Annotated in this window: 12 protein-coding genes; 5 read left to right on the top strand and 7 right to left on the bottom strand. The window is 68.3% G+C overall.

Annotated elements, in window-relative coordinates:
• Positions 1–66: 66 nt before the first annotated feature.
• The 3 genes from KRX52_RS05335 (at position 67) to KRX52_RS05325 (ending at position 3670) form a co-directional block, all read left to right on the top strand.
• Entirely contained in the window at positions 67–1254 is a 1188-nt protein-coding gene (locus KRX52_RS05335; protein ID WP_217680132.1) for an acyl-CoA dehydrogenase family protein, read from the top strand.
• A gap of 8 nt (positions 1255–1262) precedes the next feature.
• Positions 1263–2366, top strand: a complete 1104-nt coding sequence (locus tag KRX52_RS05330) for a sigma-54 interaction domain-containing protein (RefSeq protein WP_217680131.1) — start codon at positions 1263–1265, stop codon at positions 2364–2366.
• Between the two features lie 260 nt (positions 2367–2626).
• Positions 2627–3670, top strand: a complete 1044-nt coding sequence (locus KRX52_RS05325) for a lysylphosphatidylglycerol synthase transmembrane domain-containing protein (protein WP_217680130.1) — start codon at positions 2627–2629, stop codon at positions 3668–3670.
• A gap of 68 nt (positions 3671–3738) precedes the next feature.
• Here the strand turns inward: KRX52_RS05325 and KRX52_RS05320 are convergent, their stop codons facing one another.
• The 7 genes from KRX52_RS05320 to msuE all read right to left on the bottom strand — a co-directional run bounded on the left by KRX52_RS05320 (position 3739) and on the right by msuE (position 11050).
• Positions 3739–5064, bottom strand: coding sequence for an ABC transporter substrate-binding protein (locus tag KRX52_RS05320; protein WP_217680129.1), 1326 nt, complete (start codon positions 5062–5064; stop codon positions 3739–3741).
• 188 nt (positions 5065–5252) lie between these two features.
• The gene (locus KRX52_RS05315) at positions 5253–6320 is read right to left on the bottom strand and encodes a branched-chain amino acid ABC transporter permease (protein WP_217680128.1); all 1068 of its coding nucleotides are present in this window, start codon (positions 6318–6320) and stop codon (positions 5253–5255) included.
• Positions 6321–6332: 12 nt separating this feature from the next.
• Complete coding sequence (locus tag KRX52_RS05310; protein ID WP_217680127.1) at positions 6333–7214, bottom strand: branched-chain amino acid ABC transporter permease; 882 nt, start codon at positions 7212–7214, stop codon at positions 6333–6335.
• Positions 7215–7398: 184 nt separating this feature from the next.
• The gene (locus KRX52_RS05305; RefSeq protein ID WP_217680126.1) at positions 7399–8169 is read right to left on the bottom strand and encodes an ABC transporter ATP-binding protein; all 771 of its coding nucleotides are present in this window, start codon (positions 8167–8169) and stop codon (positions 7399–7401) included.
• A 15-nt stretch (positions 8170–8184) separates the two neighbouring features.
• Positions 8185–9342, bottom strand: a complete 1158-nt coding sequence (locus KRX52_RS05300; RefSeq protein WP_217680125.1) for an AMP-binding protein — start codon at positions 9340–9342, stop codon at positions 8185–8187.
• Between the two features lie 10 nt (positions 9343–9352).
• Positions 9353–10441: a dimethylsulfone monooxygenase SfnG gene (gene sfnG, locus KRX52_RS05295; RefSeq protein ID WP_217680124.1), complete on the bottom strand. Its 1089-nt coding sequence runs from the start codon at positions 10439–10441 to the stop codon at positions 9353–9355.
• Between the two features lie 42 nt (positions 10442–10483).
• Entirely contained in the window at positions 10484–11050 is a 567-nt protein-coding gene (gene msuE / locus KRX52_RS05290) for an FMN reductase (RefSeq protein WP_217680123.1), read from the bottom strand.
• A gap of 405 nt (positions 11051–11455) precedes the next feature.
• On the opposite strand from msuE, the gene KRX52_RS05285 reads away from it, so the two are divergent.
• Positions 11456–12697 carry an acyl-CoA dehydrogenase family protein gene (locus KRX52_RS05285; RefSeq protein WP_217680122.1) on the top strand — a complete coding sequence of 414 codons (1242 nt, stop codon included), beginning with the start codon at positions 11456–11458 and terminating at the stop codon, positions 12695–12697.
• A 14-nt stretch (positions 12698–12711) separates the two neighbouring features.
• Positions 12712–12858, top strand: coding sequence for a hypothetical protein (locus KRX52_RS05280; RefSeq protein ID WP_217680121.1), 147 nt, complete (start codon positions 12712–12714; stop codon positions 12856–12858).
• Positions 12859–13048: the final 190 nt, after the last annotated feature.

Raw genomic sequence — 13048 nt, 5'->3', positions numbered from 1 at the left:
GGACGGGATTGCCGCGCTCCGGCGCCTCTTTCACCGGCCCCTCACCCCCATCGAGAGGAACAGCGTGTGACCGCTATCCATCAACCCAAGGTGCTGTCGCCGCTGCAGACAGCGCGCCAACTGGCGGCCGCGTTCGCCGAAACCGCTGTCGAGCGCGACCAGCACGGCGGCACGCCGAAGGCCCAGCGCGATACCCTGCGGCGCAGCGGCCTGCTGGCCCTGAGCATTCCACGCCAGTACGGCGGCCTGGGCGCCAGCTGGAGCGAGACCTTCGAGGTCGTCCGCGAATTCGCTCGGGTCGACAGCTCGATCGCCCACGTCTATGGCTTCCAGCACCTGATGCTGGCCACCGTGCGCCTGTTTTCCCGCCCGGACCAGTGGCAACCCTGGTTCGAGCTGACCGCACGCAACCACTGGTTCTGGGGCAACGCCCTGAACCCGCTGGACACCCGCACCCTGTCGAAGAAGCTCGATGGCTGGCGCGAGTTCTCCGGGCGCAAGAGCTTCTGTTCCGGCTCGGCCGACTCGGAAATGCTGATCGCCTCGGCGCTCGACGAATCCACCAGCGGCAAGCTGCTGATCGCCGCCATTCCCAGCGGGCGCAGCGGCATCACCCTGCACGGCGACTGGGACAACATGGGCCAGCGGCAGACCGACAGCGGCAGCGTCACCTTCGAGCGCGTGCGCGTCGAGGAGAGCGAGCTGCTGCTCGAGCCGGGGCCGCTGAGCACACCGTTCGCCTGTCTGCGCCCGCTGATCGCCCAGCTCACCTTCGCCAACCTGTTCCTCGGCATCGCCGAGGGCGCCTTCGCCGAGGCGCGCCACTACACACTCAAGGAGAGCCGGCCGTGGTTCAAGTCCGGCGTCGAGCACGCCGGCGAAGACCCCTACGTGCTGCGTCACTACGGCGAGTTCTGGGTTGGTCTGGAGAGCGTGCGCCTCCTGGTCGAGCGCGCCAACGGCCTGCTCGACGAAGCCTGGAGCAAGGAACACAACCTCAGCGCCGACGAGCGCGGCCGCCTGGCGGTGGCCGTCGCCAGCGCCAAGGTTGCCGCCACCCGCAGCGGCCTGGACCTGACCAGCCGCCTGTTCGAGGTCACTGGCGCCCGCGCCACCCACGGCGCCCTGCGCCTGGACCGTTACTGGCGCAACCTGCGCACCCAGACCCTGCACGACCCGGTGGACTACAAGCTCCACGAACTCGGCGACTGGGCGCTGAACGAGGCACTGCCCACTCCCACCTTCTATTCGTAGCGATCGCCATGGAACTGTTGACCCTGCCGCACTCCCCCGCCCTTGCCACCTCGATCCGGGCCACCGCCCAGGTCTTCGAGGATGCCAAGTCGCAAGCACTGCTCGAGCACCTGCAGCAGGTCGCGCCCAGCGACGCCAGCGTGCTGATCATCGGCGAGACCGGCACCGGCAAGGAGCTGGTCGCCCGTCACCTGCACAACCTCAGCGTCCGCCGCGGCGGACCCTTCGTCGCGGTGAACTGCGGCGCCTTCTCGGAAACCCTGGTGGAAGCCGAGCTGTTCGGCCACGAGAAGGGTGCCTTCACCGGCGCCCTCAGCGCCAAGGCCGGCTGGTTCGAGGAAGCCAACGGCGGCACCCTGTTCCTCGACGAGATCGGCGACCTGCCGATGCCGATCCAGGTCAAGCTGCTGCGCGTGCTGCAGGAGCGCGAGGTGGTGCGCCTCGGCTCGCGCAAGAGCATCCCGATCAACGTGCGGGTGCTGGCGGCGACCAACGTGCAGCTGGAGAAGGCGATCAACGCCGGGCATTTCCGCGAGGATCTCTACTACCGGCTCAACGTGGTCAGCCTCAACCTCAGCCCGCTGCGCGACCGTCCGGGCGACGTGCTGCCGCTGGCCCGCCACTTCATCGCCGAGTACAGCCGGCGCCTGGGCTACCACGGCATCCGTCTGGGTGCGGATGCCGAGGCCAAGCTGCTCGGCTACTCCTGGCCGGGCAACATTCGCGAGCTGGAAAACGTCATCCACCACACGCTGCTGCTCTGCCGCGAGCAGTTGATCGGCGCCAACGACCTGCACCTGTCCAACCTGCGCATCGAGCGCCAGGAGGACAGCCAGCCCGTGCCGGACGAGTCGGCCGATGGCCTGCTGCAGCGTGCCTTCCTCAAGCTGTTCGAGGAGCAGAGCGGCGCCCTGCACGAGAAGGTCGAGGAAACCCTGCTGCGGGCGGCCTACCGCTTCTGCCACTACAACCAGGTGCACACCGCCAACCTGCTCGGCCTCAGCCGCAACGTCACCCGCGCGCAGCTGATCAAGTTCGGCGAACTGGTGGTCAACCGTCGCCGCCAGGCCGTGGCCACCCAGGGCGGCAAGGTGGTCAACCTCTCCATCTGACGGGCACCGAACCGCCCAACGGCCGTGCGCCAACCGGGGTACGCCGCCAGCGCCAAGGCTGGCGGGAGCATCATCGACTATCGTGAAGCGGAGGACACCGCGCCAGGCGCTGTTCCTGCCGCCCCGGAGCGGGCGCGCCCGGTCCTGTCCACCAGACGTCAGCGCATGTCCCTCCGTGCAGGGTTTGAGCCCTGCATGGCCGACCATTTTGGTGGTGCAGCCGCTGGCGGAAATGGTTCTCCAGCGATTGAGGCGCCCTGATGCACACTCGACCGCGCCCGGCGAGGCGCTCCATTCCGGGCGCGTTGAGCGGCGATCAAGAGGCGCCACCCCTGCCGCACACCGTGCGCCCGCCGCGGCTGCTCTGGCTATCGTGGCTGCTTGGCGCCGCCGCCCTCGCGGCCGTGGTGGCGGTGGCCCTGCACCTGTCCGAAGCCAGGGACCTCAAGCGACTGCTGCAAGAGGCCCAGCCCGCCTGGTTCGCCCTGGCCTTGCTGCTGCAGGCGCTGACCTATCTGGCGCAGGGGCAGATCTACCGGCAGGTGGTGCATGCCGGCGGGGCTATCCTGACGCTGCGCAGCGCGTGCCGGCTGGGGCTGGTGAAGCTGTTCGTCGACCAGGCGCTGCCCACCTATGGGCTGAGCGGGGCCCTGGCGGTCACCGCCGCCTTCGAGCGCCTCGCCGTTCCGCGTCCGGTGGTGATCTCCTGCCTGGTCATCGGCGTGTCTTCCTACTTGCTGGCCTATGTGTTCGCCATCGGGGTGGCGCTGGGCATCGTGATTGTCGAAGGCCATGCCACCGCCCTGCTGATCGTGACCGCTACCCTGTTCGCGCTGGGTAGCCTCGCGGTGGCGCTGGGGATTGCGCTGCTGGCAGGGCGGCGTCTTCCCCGGCTGGCCGAGCGCAGCTGGATCGGCCGGGGACTGGCGATGCTTCGCCAGGTCGATCCTGGACTGACGCGCAACCCGCGGCTGCTGGCGCGGGTAGTGCTGCTGGATCTGAGCATCATCCTGCTGGATGGCACGACGCTGTGGGTGTTGGTGCGCGCCATGGGCGAGGGTGCACCGTGGAGTGGGGTGTTCGCCGGCTACATGCTGGCCAGCGTGCTGCGCAGTATCGGGGTGACACCCGGCGGCCTGGGGGTCTTCGAGGGGGCCGCAGTCACCACCCTGCACTGGGCTGGCGTCTCGCTGCCGGTGGCGCTGTCCGCGACGCTGCTGTTCCGTGGCCTGAGCTTCTGGGCGCCGATGCTGCCCGGCATCCTGGTGGCGCGCCGCGCGCTGCTGCCGCCCAGCTCGCACTGATCGCCGGAGCGCCGCGGGCCAGCCCAGCCGGGACGCTCGCGCGCCCCGGCTGTCGATCAGCGCCCAGCTCAGCCTTCCTTGCTGCAGTCGCGCGGGGTGATGCCCTTCTCGGCGGCGTACTTGTGCGAGGACGCCTCGATGATCGGCCGCAGCAGGGCGCGGTCGGCCTGCACCCAGTCGCTGATCAGGTTCCACTTCGCGCCGTCCCACTGCTGGAAGCGCACCGCGCCACCGCCTTCGTGGTCGGAGCAGGACAGCTGCAGCGGCTGCACCAGGCCGAGAGCGCCCAGTTCCTTGAGGCGAGCGTCATCCAGCTTGAAGTTCTCGAAGCCCCAGCGCACCTGCTCGCCGGTCAGCGGCTGCTGGCCGAACTTAGCCTGGGCGATGCGCACCGCCTCGACGTTGAGGATGCCGTTGACCACGCCGAGGTTGTAGTAGACGTTGCCGAAGCGTTTCGGATCGGACAGGTCGCCCTGGCCCTTGTCGACCACCTCCTGCTTGATGCCCTGCAGCACCGGGAACTCGGTGCCGGACGGGTGGGTGGTGATGGCGATGAAGCCCTTGGCGGCGGCGCCGGCCGGGGCGGCGTCATCCTCGGAGTTGCTCCAGATGTTGCCGATGATGCGGTTGGCCGGGAAGCCGACCTTCTGCGCGGTCTTCAGCGCCACCGGGTTCATCACGCCCCAGCCGCGCAGGATCACCCAGTCCGGCTTCTCGCGGCGGATGTTCAGCCACTGCGACTGCTGCTCGTTGCCCGGGTGCGGCACTTCCAGCAGGGTCAGCGCGAAGCCGTACTTGTCGGCCAGGGTCTTGAGAACCTCGTTGGTTTCCTTGCCGTAGGGCGAGCCGTGGTACAGGGTGACGATCTTCTGGCCCTTGAGCTTGTCGAGGCCGCCGGCCTGCTGGCCGATGTAGTTGACGATGGCCGACACCTCGGAATACGGGTTCAGCTGCAGCGGGAAGGCGTAGGGGAACACGCTGCCGTCGGTGGAGTCGGTGCGGCCGTGGTTGATGGTGATCAGCGGCAGCTTGTCGGCGGTGGAGCGATCCAGGGTGGCGTAGGCGATGCCTACCGACAGCGGGTTGGTGGCCGCCGCCGGGGCGCCGTTGAGGCCGCCCTTCAGGCGCTCGTAGCACTCCACGCCCTTCTCCACCACGTACTCGGTCTCGCACTCGCTCCAGGTCAGCTTGACGCCGTTGACCCCGCCGTTGGCGTTGACGTACTTGAGGTAGTCGATGAAGCCGCCGAAGAAGCCGGTGCCGCCGGCAGCGTAGGGGCCGACCCGGTAGCTCTGCAGCGGGAAGTATTGTTCGCTCTCGGCGTGAGCACTGAGCGCCGCGCTGCCCAGGCTGACGGCCAGCGCCAGGCTGGCGACGAAACTGCGTTTGAACATCGTGATTATCCTTGTCGAAATGAGGGAAGTCGGGGGCCGGACCGGCGTCCGGTAGTGCTTGGAAGTTCTAGGGAAGCCCTGAAATGCCACTTGTCGCCGCTCCCGCGTAGGCGGGAGCCCTGGTGCTACGGACCCTCTGGATTCCCGCCTGCGCGGGAATGACGACTTTTCAGCATTTCCCTGAGGGCTCAGTAGCGCAGCGGCCACACTCGGGCGCGCTCGCGCAGGCGTTGCCAGAGGCGCGCGAGCCCCTCGGGTTCCTTGATCAGGAAGGCGATGATCAGCGCGCCGAACACCATCTTCTGCAGGTTCTCCAGCTGCCCGGCGTCGATCAGCCCGGCCGGCAGCAGGCCGGCGAGGTTCGACAGCAGCAGCGGGAACAGCACGATGAAGGCGGCGCCGAGGAAGTTGCCGAGGATGCTCCCCAGGCCGCCGATGATGATGATGAACAGCACCTGGAACGAGCGGTTGAGATCGAAGCCGTGCGGCTCCACGGTGCCCAGGTAGGTGAAGGCCCACAGCGAGCCGGCGACGCCGAGGAAGAAGCCGCTGATGGCGAAGGCCAGCAGCTTGGTCTTCGCCAGCGGGATGCCGATCACCGCGGCGGCGGTGTCCATGTCGCGCACCGCCATCCAGTTGCGCCCCAGCTCGCTGCGCACCAGGTTGTGGCCCAGCCAGAACAGCGCCACCACCACGCCGAGGGTCAGCAGGTAGCGCCCGGCCGGCGAGGCGAAGTCGGCGCCGAGGATCTCCAGCTTCGGCGCGCTGATCACCCCCGAGGCGTTGTCGTTGGAGAACCAGCCGAACTTGGTCAGCGCCCACTGCACGAAGAACTGCGCCGCCAGGGTCGAGACGATCAGGTAGAAGCCCTTGATGCGCAGGCTGGGCAGGCCGAACAGCAGCGCCACCAGCCCGGCGACCACGCCGCCGAGCACGAGGCTGGCCAGCAGCGGTAGGCCCGGCACGCGCAGTTCGAAGTTGTAGGCAGCGAAGGCGCCCACCGCCATGAACGCCGCCGAACCGAGCGACAACTGGCCGGCATAGCCGGTCAGCAGGTTCAGCCCCAACCCGGCCAGCGACAGCACCAGGAACGGAATCAGGATGGCGCTGAACCAGTAGTCGTTGCCGAGAAACGGCACCGCGCCGAAGGCGAAGGCCAGCAGCAGGGCCAGGCCGAGGCGGTCCTGGCGCAGGCGGAACAGGCGGCGGTCGTCGGCATAACGGGTGCTGAACTGGCCGGCTTGTTGATAGAGCATGGTGCGATCTCCTTAGACGCGCTCGATGGCGCGCTCGCCGAACAGCCCAGCCGGACGCACCAGCAGGAACAGCATGGCCAGCACATAGGGGAACCAGTTCTCGATGCCGCCGCCGACGAAGGGGCCGAGATAGACCTCGGCGAGCTTTTCCGCGGCGCCGACGATCAGCCCGCCGACGATGGCGCCGCCGATCGAGGTGAAGCCGCCGATGATCAGCACCGGCAGCGCCTTGAGCACCACCAGGGACAGCGAGAACTGCACGCCGAGGCGCGCGCCCCACAACAGCCCGGCGACCAGGCCGACGAAGCCGGCCACCGCCCACACCACCGCCCAGATGCGCTGCAGGCGAATACCCACCGCCAGCGCGGCCAGCGGGTCGTCGGCCACCGCGCGCAGCGACAGGCCGATGCGGGTCTTGCTGAACAGCAGCGAGAGCAGCGCCACCAGCGCGGCGGCGGTGCCGGCGGCGAACAGGTCGAACTGCGACAGCAGCAGGCCGCCGACCTCCAGCGGCGCGTCGCTGATGCCTAGCTCCAGGCCGTGCACCTGCGCGCCCCACAGCGCCTGGGCGAAGCCCTCGATCATGTAGGACAGGCCGAGGGTGGCCATGAACAGGGTGATCGGCGAGCGGTTGACCAGCGGGCGCAGCACCGCGCGCTCGATCAGCAGCGCCAGCACCACCATCGCCGCCAGGGTGATGAGGAAGGCCAGCCAGAACGGCACGCCGCGCTCCTGCAAACTGACGAAGGTCAGCGCGGCGAACAGCACCATCGCGCCCTGGGCGAAGTTGAACACGCCCGAGGCCTTGTAGATCAGCACGAAGCCGATGGCGACCAGCGAGTACATCACCCCCGCCAGCAGCCCGCCGATCAGCACTTCGAAGAAGAATTCCATGTTGCGATTCCTGCCGGTTGCGGGCGCAAGCCGCCCCTGGCCGCCTGCATGCAGGCGGTCGTTGTCGATTGCGGGTCTTGTCGGGTGGGCAACGGCGCAGCCTTGCCCACCGTGGTGGTGGATGGCCACCCCGTGGATGGCCACCCCGTGGGAAATCGCTGCGCGAGTTTCCCACCCTACTTCCCTAGTGCCGCGTGCCCAGGTAGGCGGCGATCACCTCGGGATTGCGGCGCACTTCGGCCGGAGGGCCGTCGCCGATCTTGCGGCCGTAGTCGAGCACCACCACGTGGTCGGAAATGCCCATCACCACGCCGATGTCGTGCTCGATCAGCACCACCGTGGTGCCGAACTCGCGGTTGACCTCGACGATGAAGCGGCTCATCTCGGCCTTCTCCTCGGCATTCATCCCCGCCATCGGCTCGTCGAGCAGCAGCAGGCGCGGCTCGGCGGCCAGCGCACGGGCCAGTTCCACACGCTTCTGCAGGCCGTAGGGCAGCCGGCCGACGATGGCGTCGCGCCACGGCTGGATGCGCAGGAACTCGATCACCCGCTCGGCCGCCGCGCGCTGGCGGTCGTCTTCGCGGCTCGCCCGGCCGACGCGCAGCGCCTGCTCGAGCCAGCTGCTGCGGCGCTTGAGGTTGCGCCCGGTGAGCACGTTGTCGAGCACGCTCATGCCCTTGAACAACGCGATGTTCTGGAAGGTGCGGGCGATGCCCAGCTCGGCGGCGGCGTGCGGGCGCATGCGCGCCTGTTCGACCCGGTCGAAACGAATCAGGCCGGACTGCGGCCGATATACACCATTGATTATGTTCAAAAGCGAACTCTTGCCCGCGCCGTTGGGGCCGATCAGCGCGCAGATCTCGCCCGGGGCCACGGCGAAGCCGATATCGCTGATCGCCTTGACGCCCTTGAACGACAGGGAAATGTTTTCCAGCTCGAGCAGTGGTTGCGACATGGGGTTTTCTCCTCGTCAGGCCGGTTGGGCGCCGTCGTCGATCCAGCCGCTGACGGCCCGGATCGGCCGGCTCGGCGTGCTGTGCCATTGCGCCGGATCGGGCCAGGTGCGCACCGCGATGCCCAGCTCGGCAAAGAACTGCTGCGCCTCCTCGGCCAGCGGCTCACCGACCAAAAGCGGCGCGTGGGTGCGCGAGAAGCCCAGCACGTCGCGCAGCGGCCGGCGCACCAGCGCGTGACCGAGGGTGCGGCGCAGCAGGCCGGAACGGCGCGCCAGCGCCCAGTCCACCAGCCGGCGCTGCAGCGTGCCCGGTTGCGGCAGGCGAGCCAGCGCCAGCTCGTAGAGCCGCCCGTAGGTCTCGCGGGTGCCGGCCACCAGGGTCGGTCCCAGCTCGCGGCGGTCGTTGTCGCGGGTGGCCAGGTTCTCCGGGAAGTTCAGGCGAAAGCCCGCGATCAGCCAGGGCGCCAGCAGGTAGCGCGCCTGGCCACCGGCGGCGAAGGCGCGCGCCGCAAGGGCTTCCTCGTCGGCATCGAGCTGCTCGACGCGCACCAGCCGCTGGCCTTCCTGCAGCAGTTCGGCATGGCTGATGCGCTGCTGCTCGCGGCCGCCGTCGGCGCCGCGCCGGTAGAAGGCGAAAGCGCTGCGCTCGGCATGCGCCTGCGGCTGCGCTGGCACCGCCGCGTCCTCGGCGAGCAGGCGGGCATAGGCCTGCGCCCCGCCCTCGCCCTCTTCCATCCCGCGGCCGTCGGCGTAGAACGCCAGGCGCGGCGCCAGCGCCGCGGCCTTGAGGCGCTGCAGCTCCTCCAGGCCCTCGGCGAAGACGAACTCCGGTTGCAGTTCGCGCAGCAGCTCGAGCTGATCGCCCGCCGCCTCCAGCGGATCGAACAGTGCCGCCACCCCGCCCAGCCACTGCGCGGCCAGCGCCGCCAGCAGCGCCTCGGGACGCGGCCGGCTGAGGATCGCCAGGGTCGCGCCTTCGGCGAAGCCGCGCACCTGCAGGGCGCCGGCCAAGGCGATCACCTCGGCGGCGACCTGCGCCCAGCTGCGCACCTGCCAGACGCCCAGGCGCTTGTGGCGCAGGGCGATGCCCACGCCCTGCTGGCGCGCCTGCTGCTGCAGCCACTCGGGCAGGGTGGCGGGGCTGCTCGTCCCGCTGTCCGCGAACCGAACCATGGCCTGCCCCTTACGCCGCGGCTTTCGCAGCGGCGCGCTGGGCTTCCAGCTCGCGCACCAGCGGCAGCACCTTCTCGCCGAAGTAGGCGACTTCTTCCTGGAAGTGCAGGAAACCGCTGAGGATCAGGTCAACGCCGACATCCTTGAGGGCGACGATGCGCTCGGCGATCTGCTGCGGGGTGCCGATCAGGTTGGTCTTGAAGCCGTCGTTGTACTGCACCAGGTCCTCGAAGGTGGACTTGGCCCAGTTGCCGTCGCCTTCCGGACTGGCCGCGCCGGCCTGCTTGACCTCATGACCGAAGGCGTTGACCGCATCGAAGTCGGCCTTGGCGATGATCTCGGCCAGCACTGCCTTGGCCTCTTCCTCGGTGTCGCGGGCGATGATGAAGGCGTTCACGCCGACCTTGACCTGATGGTTGTTGGCGGCGGCCTTGGCGCGGATGTCGTCGACCTGGGCCTTGATGCCCTCGACGGTGTTGCCGTTGGTGAAGTACCAGTCGGAAGCACGCGAAGCCATGTCGCGCGCGGCGCGCGAGCTGCCGCCCTGGAAGATCTCCGGAGTCTGCAGCGGCTTGGGCTTCAGGCTGTAGTTGTGGAAGCGGTAGAAGTCGCCCTTGTAGGTGAAGTCGTCCTGGGTCCAGATGCCCCTGAGCACGTCGATGAACTCTTCCGAACGACGATAGCGCTCGTCGTGCTCCAGCCACTGCTCGCCGATGGCGGTGAATTCGCCGCGGAACCAGCCGGAGACGATGTTCACCGCGATCCGGCCATTGGTGAGGTGGGAGATGGTGGAAATCTGCTTGGCCAGCACGGCCGGATGCCACGGGCCGGGCAGGATGGCGGCGATCACCCGCAGCTTGTCGGTGGAAGCCAGCAACGCGTGGCTGATGGCCACCGACTCGTGCTGGTATTCGGCGCCATAGCCGGCGGTGAAGCGGATCTGCGACAGCGCGTACTCGAAGCCGGCGTTCTCGGCGATCTGCGCCAGCTTGCGGTTGTAGTCGATGTCCCAGTGGGTGCGCTGCTCGATCTTGCTGACCACCAGGCCGCCGCTGACGTTGGGTACCCAGTAGGCGAATTTGATGTCGTTCTGGCTCATGTTGTTTCTCCGTATCGGAAGGCAGTAAGGGAATGGCTGGGATCAGGCCACGCCGAGGCGGGCCGGGTGTGCACGCAAGGCAAGGGACGGCAGGGCTCGCTCGACGGCGAGCGCGATGCGTTCGTGCAGCGCCGGGTTGGCGATGCTGTAGTTGTCGAAATCGGTTTCGGCGCCATACACGCCGATCGGCAGGGTCTGCGCCTGGAAGAAGGCGAACAGCGGGCGCAGCTGGTGGTCGATGGCCAGCGCATGGCGGTCGCTGCCGCCGGTGGCGGCGAGCAGCACCGGCACGCCCTCCAGCGCCTGGTGATCGACAAAGTCGAACAGGTGCTTGAACAGGCCGGTGTAGGAGGCGCGGTAGACCGGGCTGGCGGCGATCAGCAGGTCGGCGCTCTCGATGGCCAGCAGGTCGTCACGCACGGTCTGCGGCAGCTGCTCGCGCTTGAGCACCCCGGCGAACTGCGGACCGATTTCGCGCAGCTCGATCAGGCGTACCTCGATCGGCAGTGCCTGCTCCAGTTGCGCCAGCAGCGCCTTGACCAGCACCAGGGTGCGCGACGGCTGCTGCACGCTGCCGGACACCGCGACCACTTTCAGTTTCTTGCTCATCGCTCAGCCTCGTTGCCGAGGGCGCCGAAGCGGCACCCGCAAGAGACCTAGAGCAGCAACCGTGCCATCCTTAAATATGCTTTAAAATCAATGAGTTAAATATCTATGACAACTTCCGGCGCTGTCGCGGCCCGGGCAACCTGTTGAACCACTGTTGCCGGGCCAACAGTTGACACGCCAGCGAGCCGCTCACGGCGGACGGCCAGCGGCGCCGGCCAACTGTTCATTCGGCAACAGCCGGCCAACAAGTTGCGCCGTGCGGAACACGGCGCCATCCTCGCCACCGGGCGGCAGCCCGCATGAAACCTGGCTTCGAGCCAGTCGGCACGGCCTGTGCAATATCCCCTGTCACGGATTCGCGGTCGCCCGGACCGCTTCGTTTCAACCGTCTACAGGAGTCACCCCATGACCGCCCAGCAACAGCTGCAGCCCCTCTCCACCGGCACCGACTACGAACGCCTGGCCGAGCGCTTCCGACCTATCTTTGCGCGTATCGGCGAAGGCGCCCTCGAACGCGAGCGCACCCGCAGCCTGCCCTATGAGCAGATCAAGTGGCTGAAGGAAGCCGGCTTCGGCGCCGTGCGCGTGCCGGTGGAATACGGCGGCGCCGGCGCCTCGCTGCCGCAGCTGGTGCAACTGCTGATCGAACTGGCGGAGGCCGACTCCAGCGTGCCGCAGGCGCTGCGCGGCCACGTCGCCTTCGTCGAGGACCGCCTCAATGCCCATGCCAGCGCGCCGCAGGACAAATGGTTCCAGCGCTTCGTCGCCGGCGAGCTGGTCGGCAACGCCTGGACCGAGGTCGGCGCGGTGAAGATCGGCGAAGTCGGCACCCGCGTCAGCCGCAAGGACGGCAAATGGCTGGTCAACGGCACCAAGTACTACAGCACCGGCAGCATCTTCGCCGACTGGATCGACGTCTACGCCCAGCGCGACGACAACGGCACCGACGTGATCGCCGCCGTCAGCACGCGACAGAGCGGCGTGCGCCACAGCGACGACTGGGACGGCTTCGGCCAGCGCACCACCGGCAGCGGCACCTCGGTGTTCGACAACGCGGTGGTCGAGGAGGAGAACCTCATCGACTTCGCCAGCCGCTTCAAATACCAGACCGCGCTGTACCAGCTGGTACTGCTCGCCGTGCTGGCCGGCAGCGGCCGCGGCGCCCTGCGCGACTTCAGCCATGAGGTGCGCCAGCGCACGCGCATCTTCAGCACCGGCAACGCCCCGCGGGTCAGCCAGGACGCCCAGGTGCTGCAGGTGATCGGCAAGGCCTCGGCCCAGGTGTATGCCGCCGAAGCCGCCGCCGTGCGGGCCGCCGGCGCGGCCCAGCGCGCCTACGAGAGCCACTTCGGCCATGACGCCCAGGCCGAGCACGCCGCCAACGTCGCCGCCGAGCTGGAGTCGGCTCAGGCCCAGGTGGTGATCGCCGAACTGGTCCTGCGCGCCGCCAGCGACCTGTTCAACGCCCTCGGCGCCTCCGCCACCAGCGAACTCAAGCAGCTCGACCGCCACTGGCGCAACGCGCGCACTGCCGCCTCGCACAACCCGCTGATCTACAAGGAGCGCATCATCGGTGACTGGGAAGTCAACGGCAGCGAACCGCCCTATGTCTGGCAGATCGGCAGCGGCCCGGCCGGCGCCAAGTGACCGGGAGCACCGCCATGTCGAAACTCCTGCAACTGTGCCGCGAAGGTTTCGCCCTGCTGCTGCGCGGCAGCCTTGAACAGTCCGCCCTGGCGGCCGAGGAGCAGTATCTGGCGCTGCTCGACTACCGCGTCAGCCATTGCCCGCCGATCCCGCGCGACTGAGCAACGTCCCTTCCACCCTGCCCCGAGGCCAGCGCTTGCGCTGGCCTTTTTGCATCTGCAACTGCCCTGCTGCAGTCGGTGTTCCGCGGCCAACAGCAGTTCATCAGCGCTGTTTTTCGGGATACAGCTCCGCCAGCCAAATAATCTGAAAAGCCCTTTAGAAACAAACAGTTAAAAACATGGCACGAAG

Origin of the sequence: Geopseudomonas aromaticivorans, assembly GCF_019097855.1 — a bacterium.
Classification (GTDB): domain Bacteria; phylum Pseudomonadota; class Gammaproteobacteria; order Pseudomonadales; family Pseudomonadaceae; genus Geopseudomonas; species Geopseudomonas aromaticivorans.
This window is presented reverse-complemented; position numbering and strand designations above follow the sequence as displayed.

What these genes read in the sequence shown, in the direction of transcription:
- msuE (WP_217680123.1), bottom strand. Translation starts at nt 11,050, where the DNA reads ATGAGCAAGAAACTGAAAGTGGTCGCGGTGTCCGGCAGCGTGCAGCAG.
- KRX52_RS05300 (WP_217680125.1), bottom strand. Translation starts at nt 9,342, where the DNA reads ATGGTTCGGTTCGCGGACAGCGGGACGAGCAGCCCCGCCACCCTGCCC.
- KRX52_RS05285 (WP_217680122.1), top strand. Translation starts at nt 11,456, where the DNA reads ATGACCGCCCAGCAACAGCTGCAGCCCCTCTCCACCGGCACCGACTAC.
- KRX52_RS05330 (WP_217680131.1), top strand. Translation starts at nt 1,263, where the DNA reads ATGGAACTGTTGACCCTGCCGCACTCCCCCGCCCTTGCCACCTCGATC.
- KRX52_RS05305 (WP_217680126.1), bottom strand. Translation starts at nt 8,169, where the DNA reads ATGTCGCAACCACTGCTCGAGCTGGAAAACATTTCCCTGTCGTTCAAG.
- KRX52_RS05325 (WP_217680130.1), top strand. Translation starts at nt 2,627, where the DNA reads ATGCACACTCGACCGCGCCCGGCGAGGCGCTCCATTCCGGGCGCGTTG.
- KRX52_RS05315 (WP_217680128.1), bottom strand. Translation starts at nt 6,320, where the DNA reads ATGCTCTATCAACAAGCCGGCCAGTTCAGCACCCGTTATGCCGACGAC.
- KRX52_RS05320 (WP_217680129.1), bottom strand. Translation starts at nt 5,064, where the DNA reads ATGTTCAAACGCAGTTTCGTCGCCAGCCTGGCGCTGGCCGTCAGCCTG.
- KRX52_RS05280 (WP_217680121.1), top strand. Translation starts at nt 12,712, where the DNA reads ATGTCGAAACTCCTGCAACTGTGCCGCGAAGGTTTCGCCCTGCTGCTG.
- sfnG (WP_217680124.1), bottom strand. Translation starts at nt 10,441, where the DNA reads ATGAGCCAGAACGACATCAAATTCGCCTACTGGGTACCCAACGTCAGC.
- KRX52_RS05310 (WP_217680127.1), bottom strand. Translation starts at nt 7,214, where the DNA reads ATGGAATTCTTCTTCGAAGTGCTGATCGGCGGGCTGCTGGCGGGGGTG.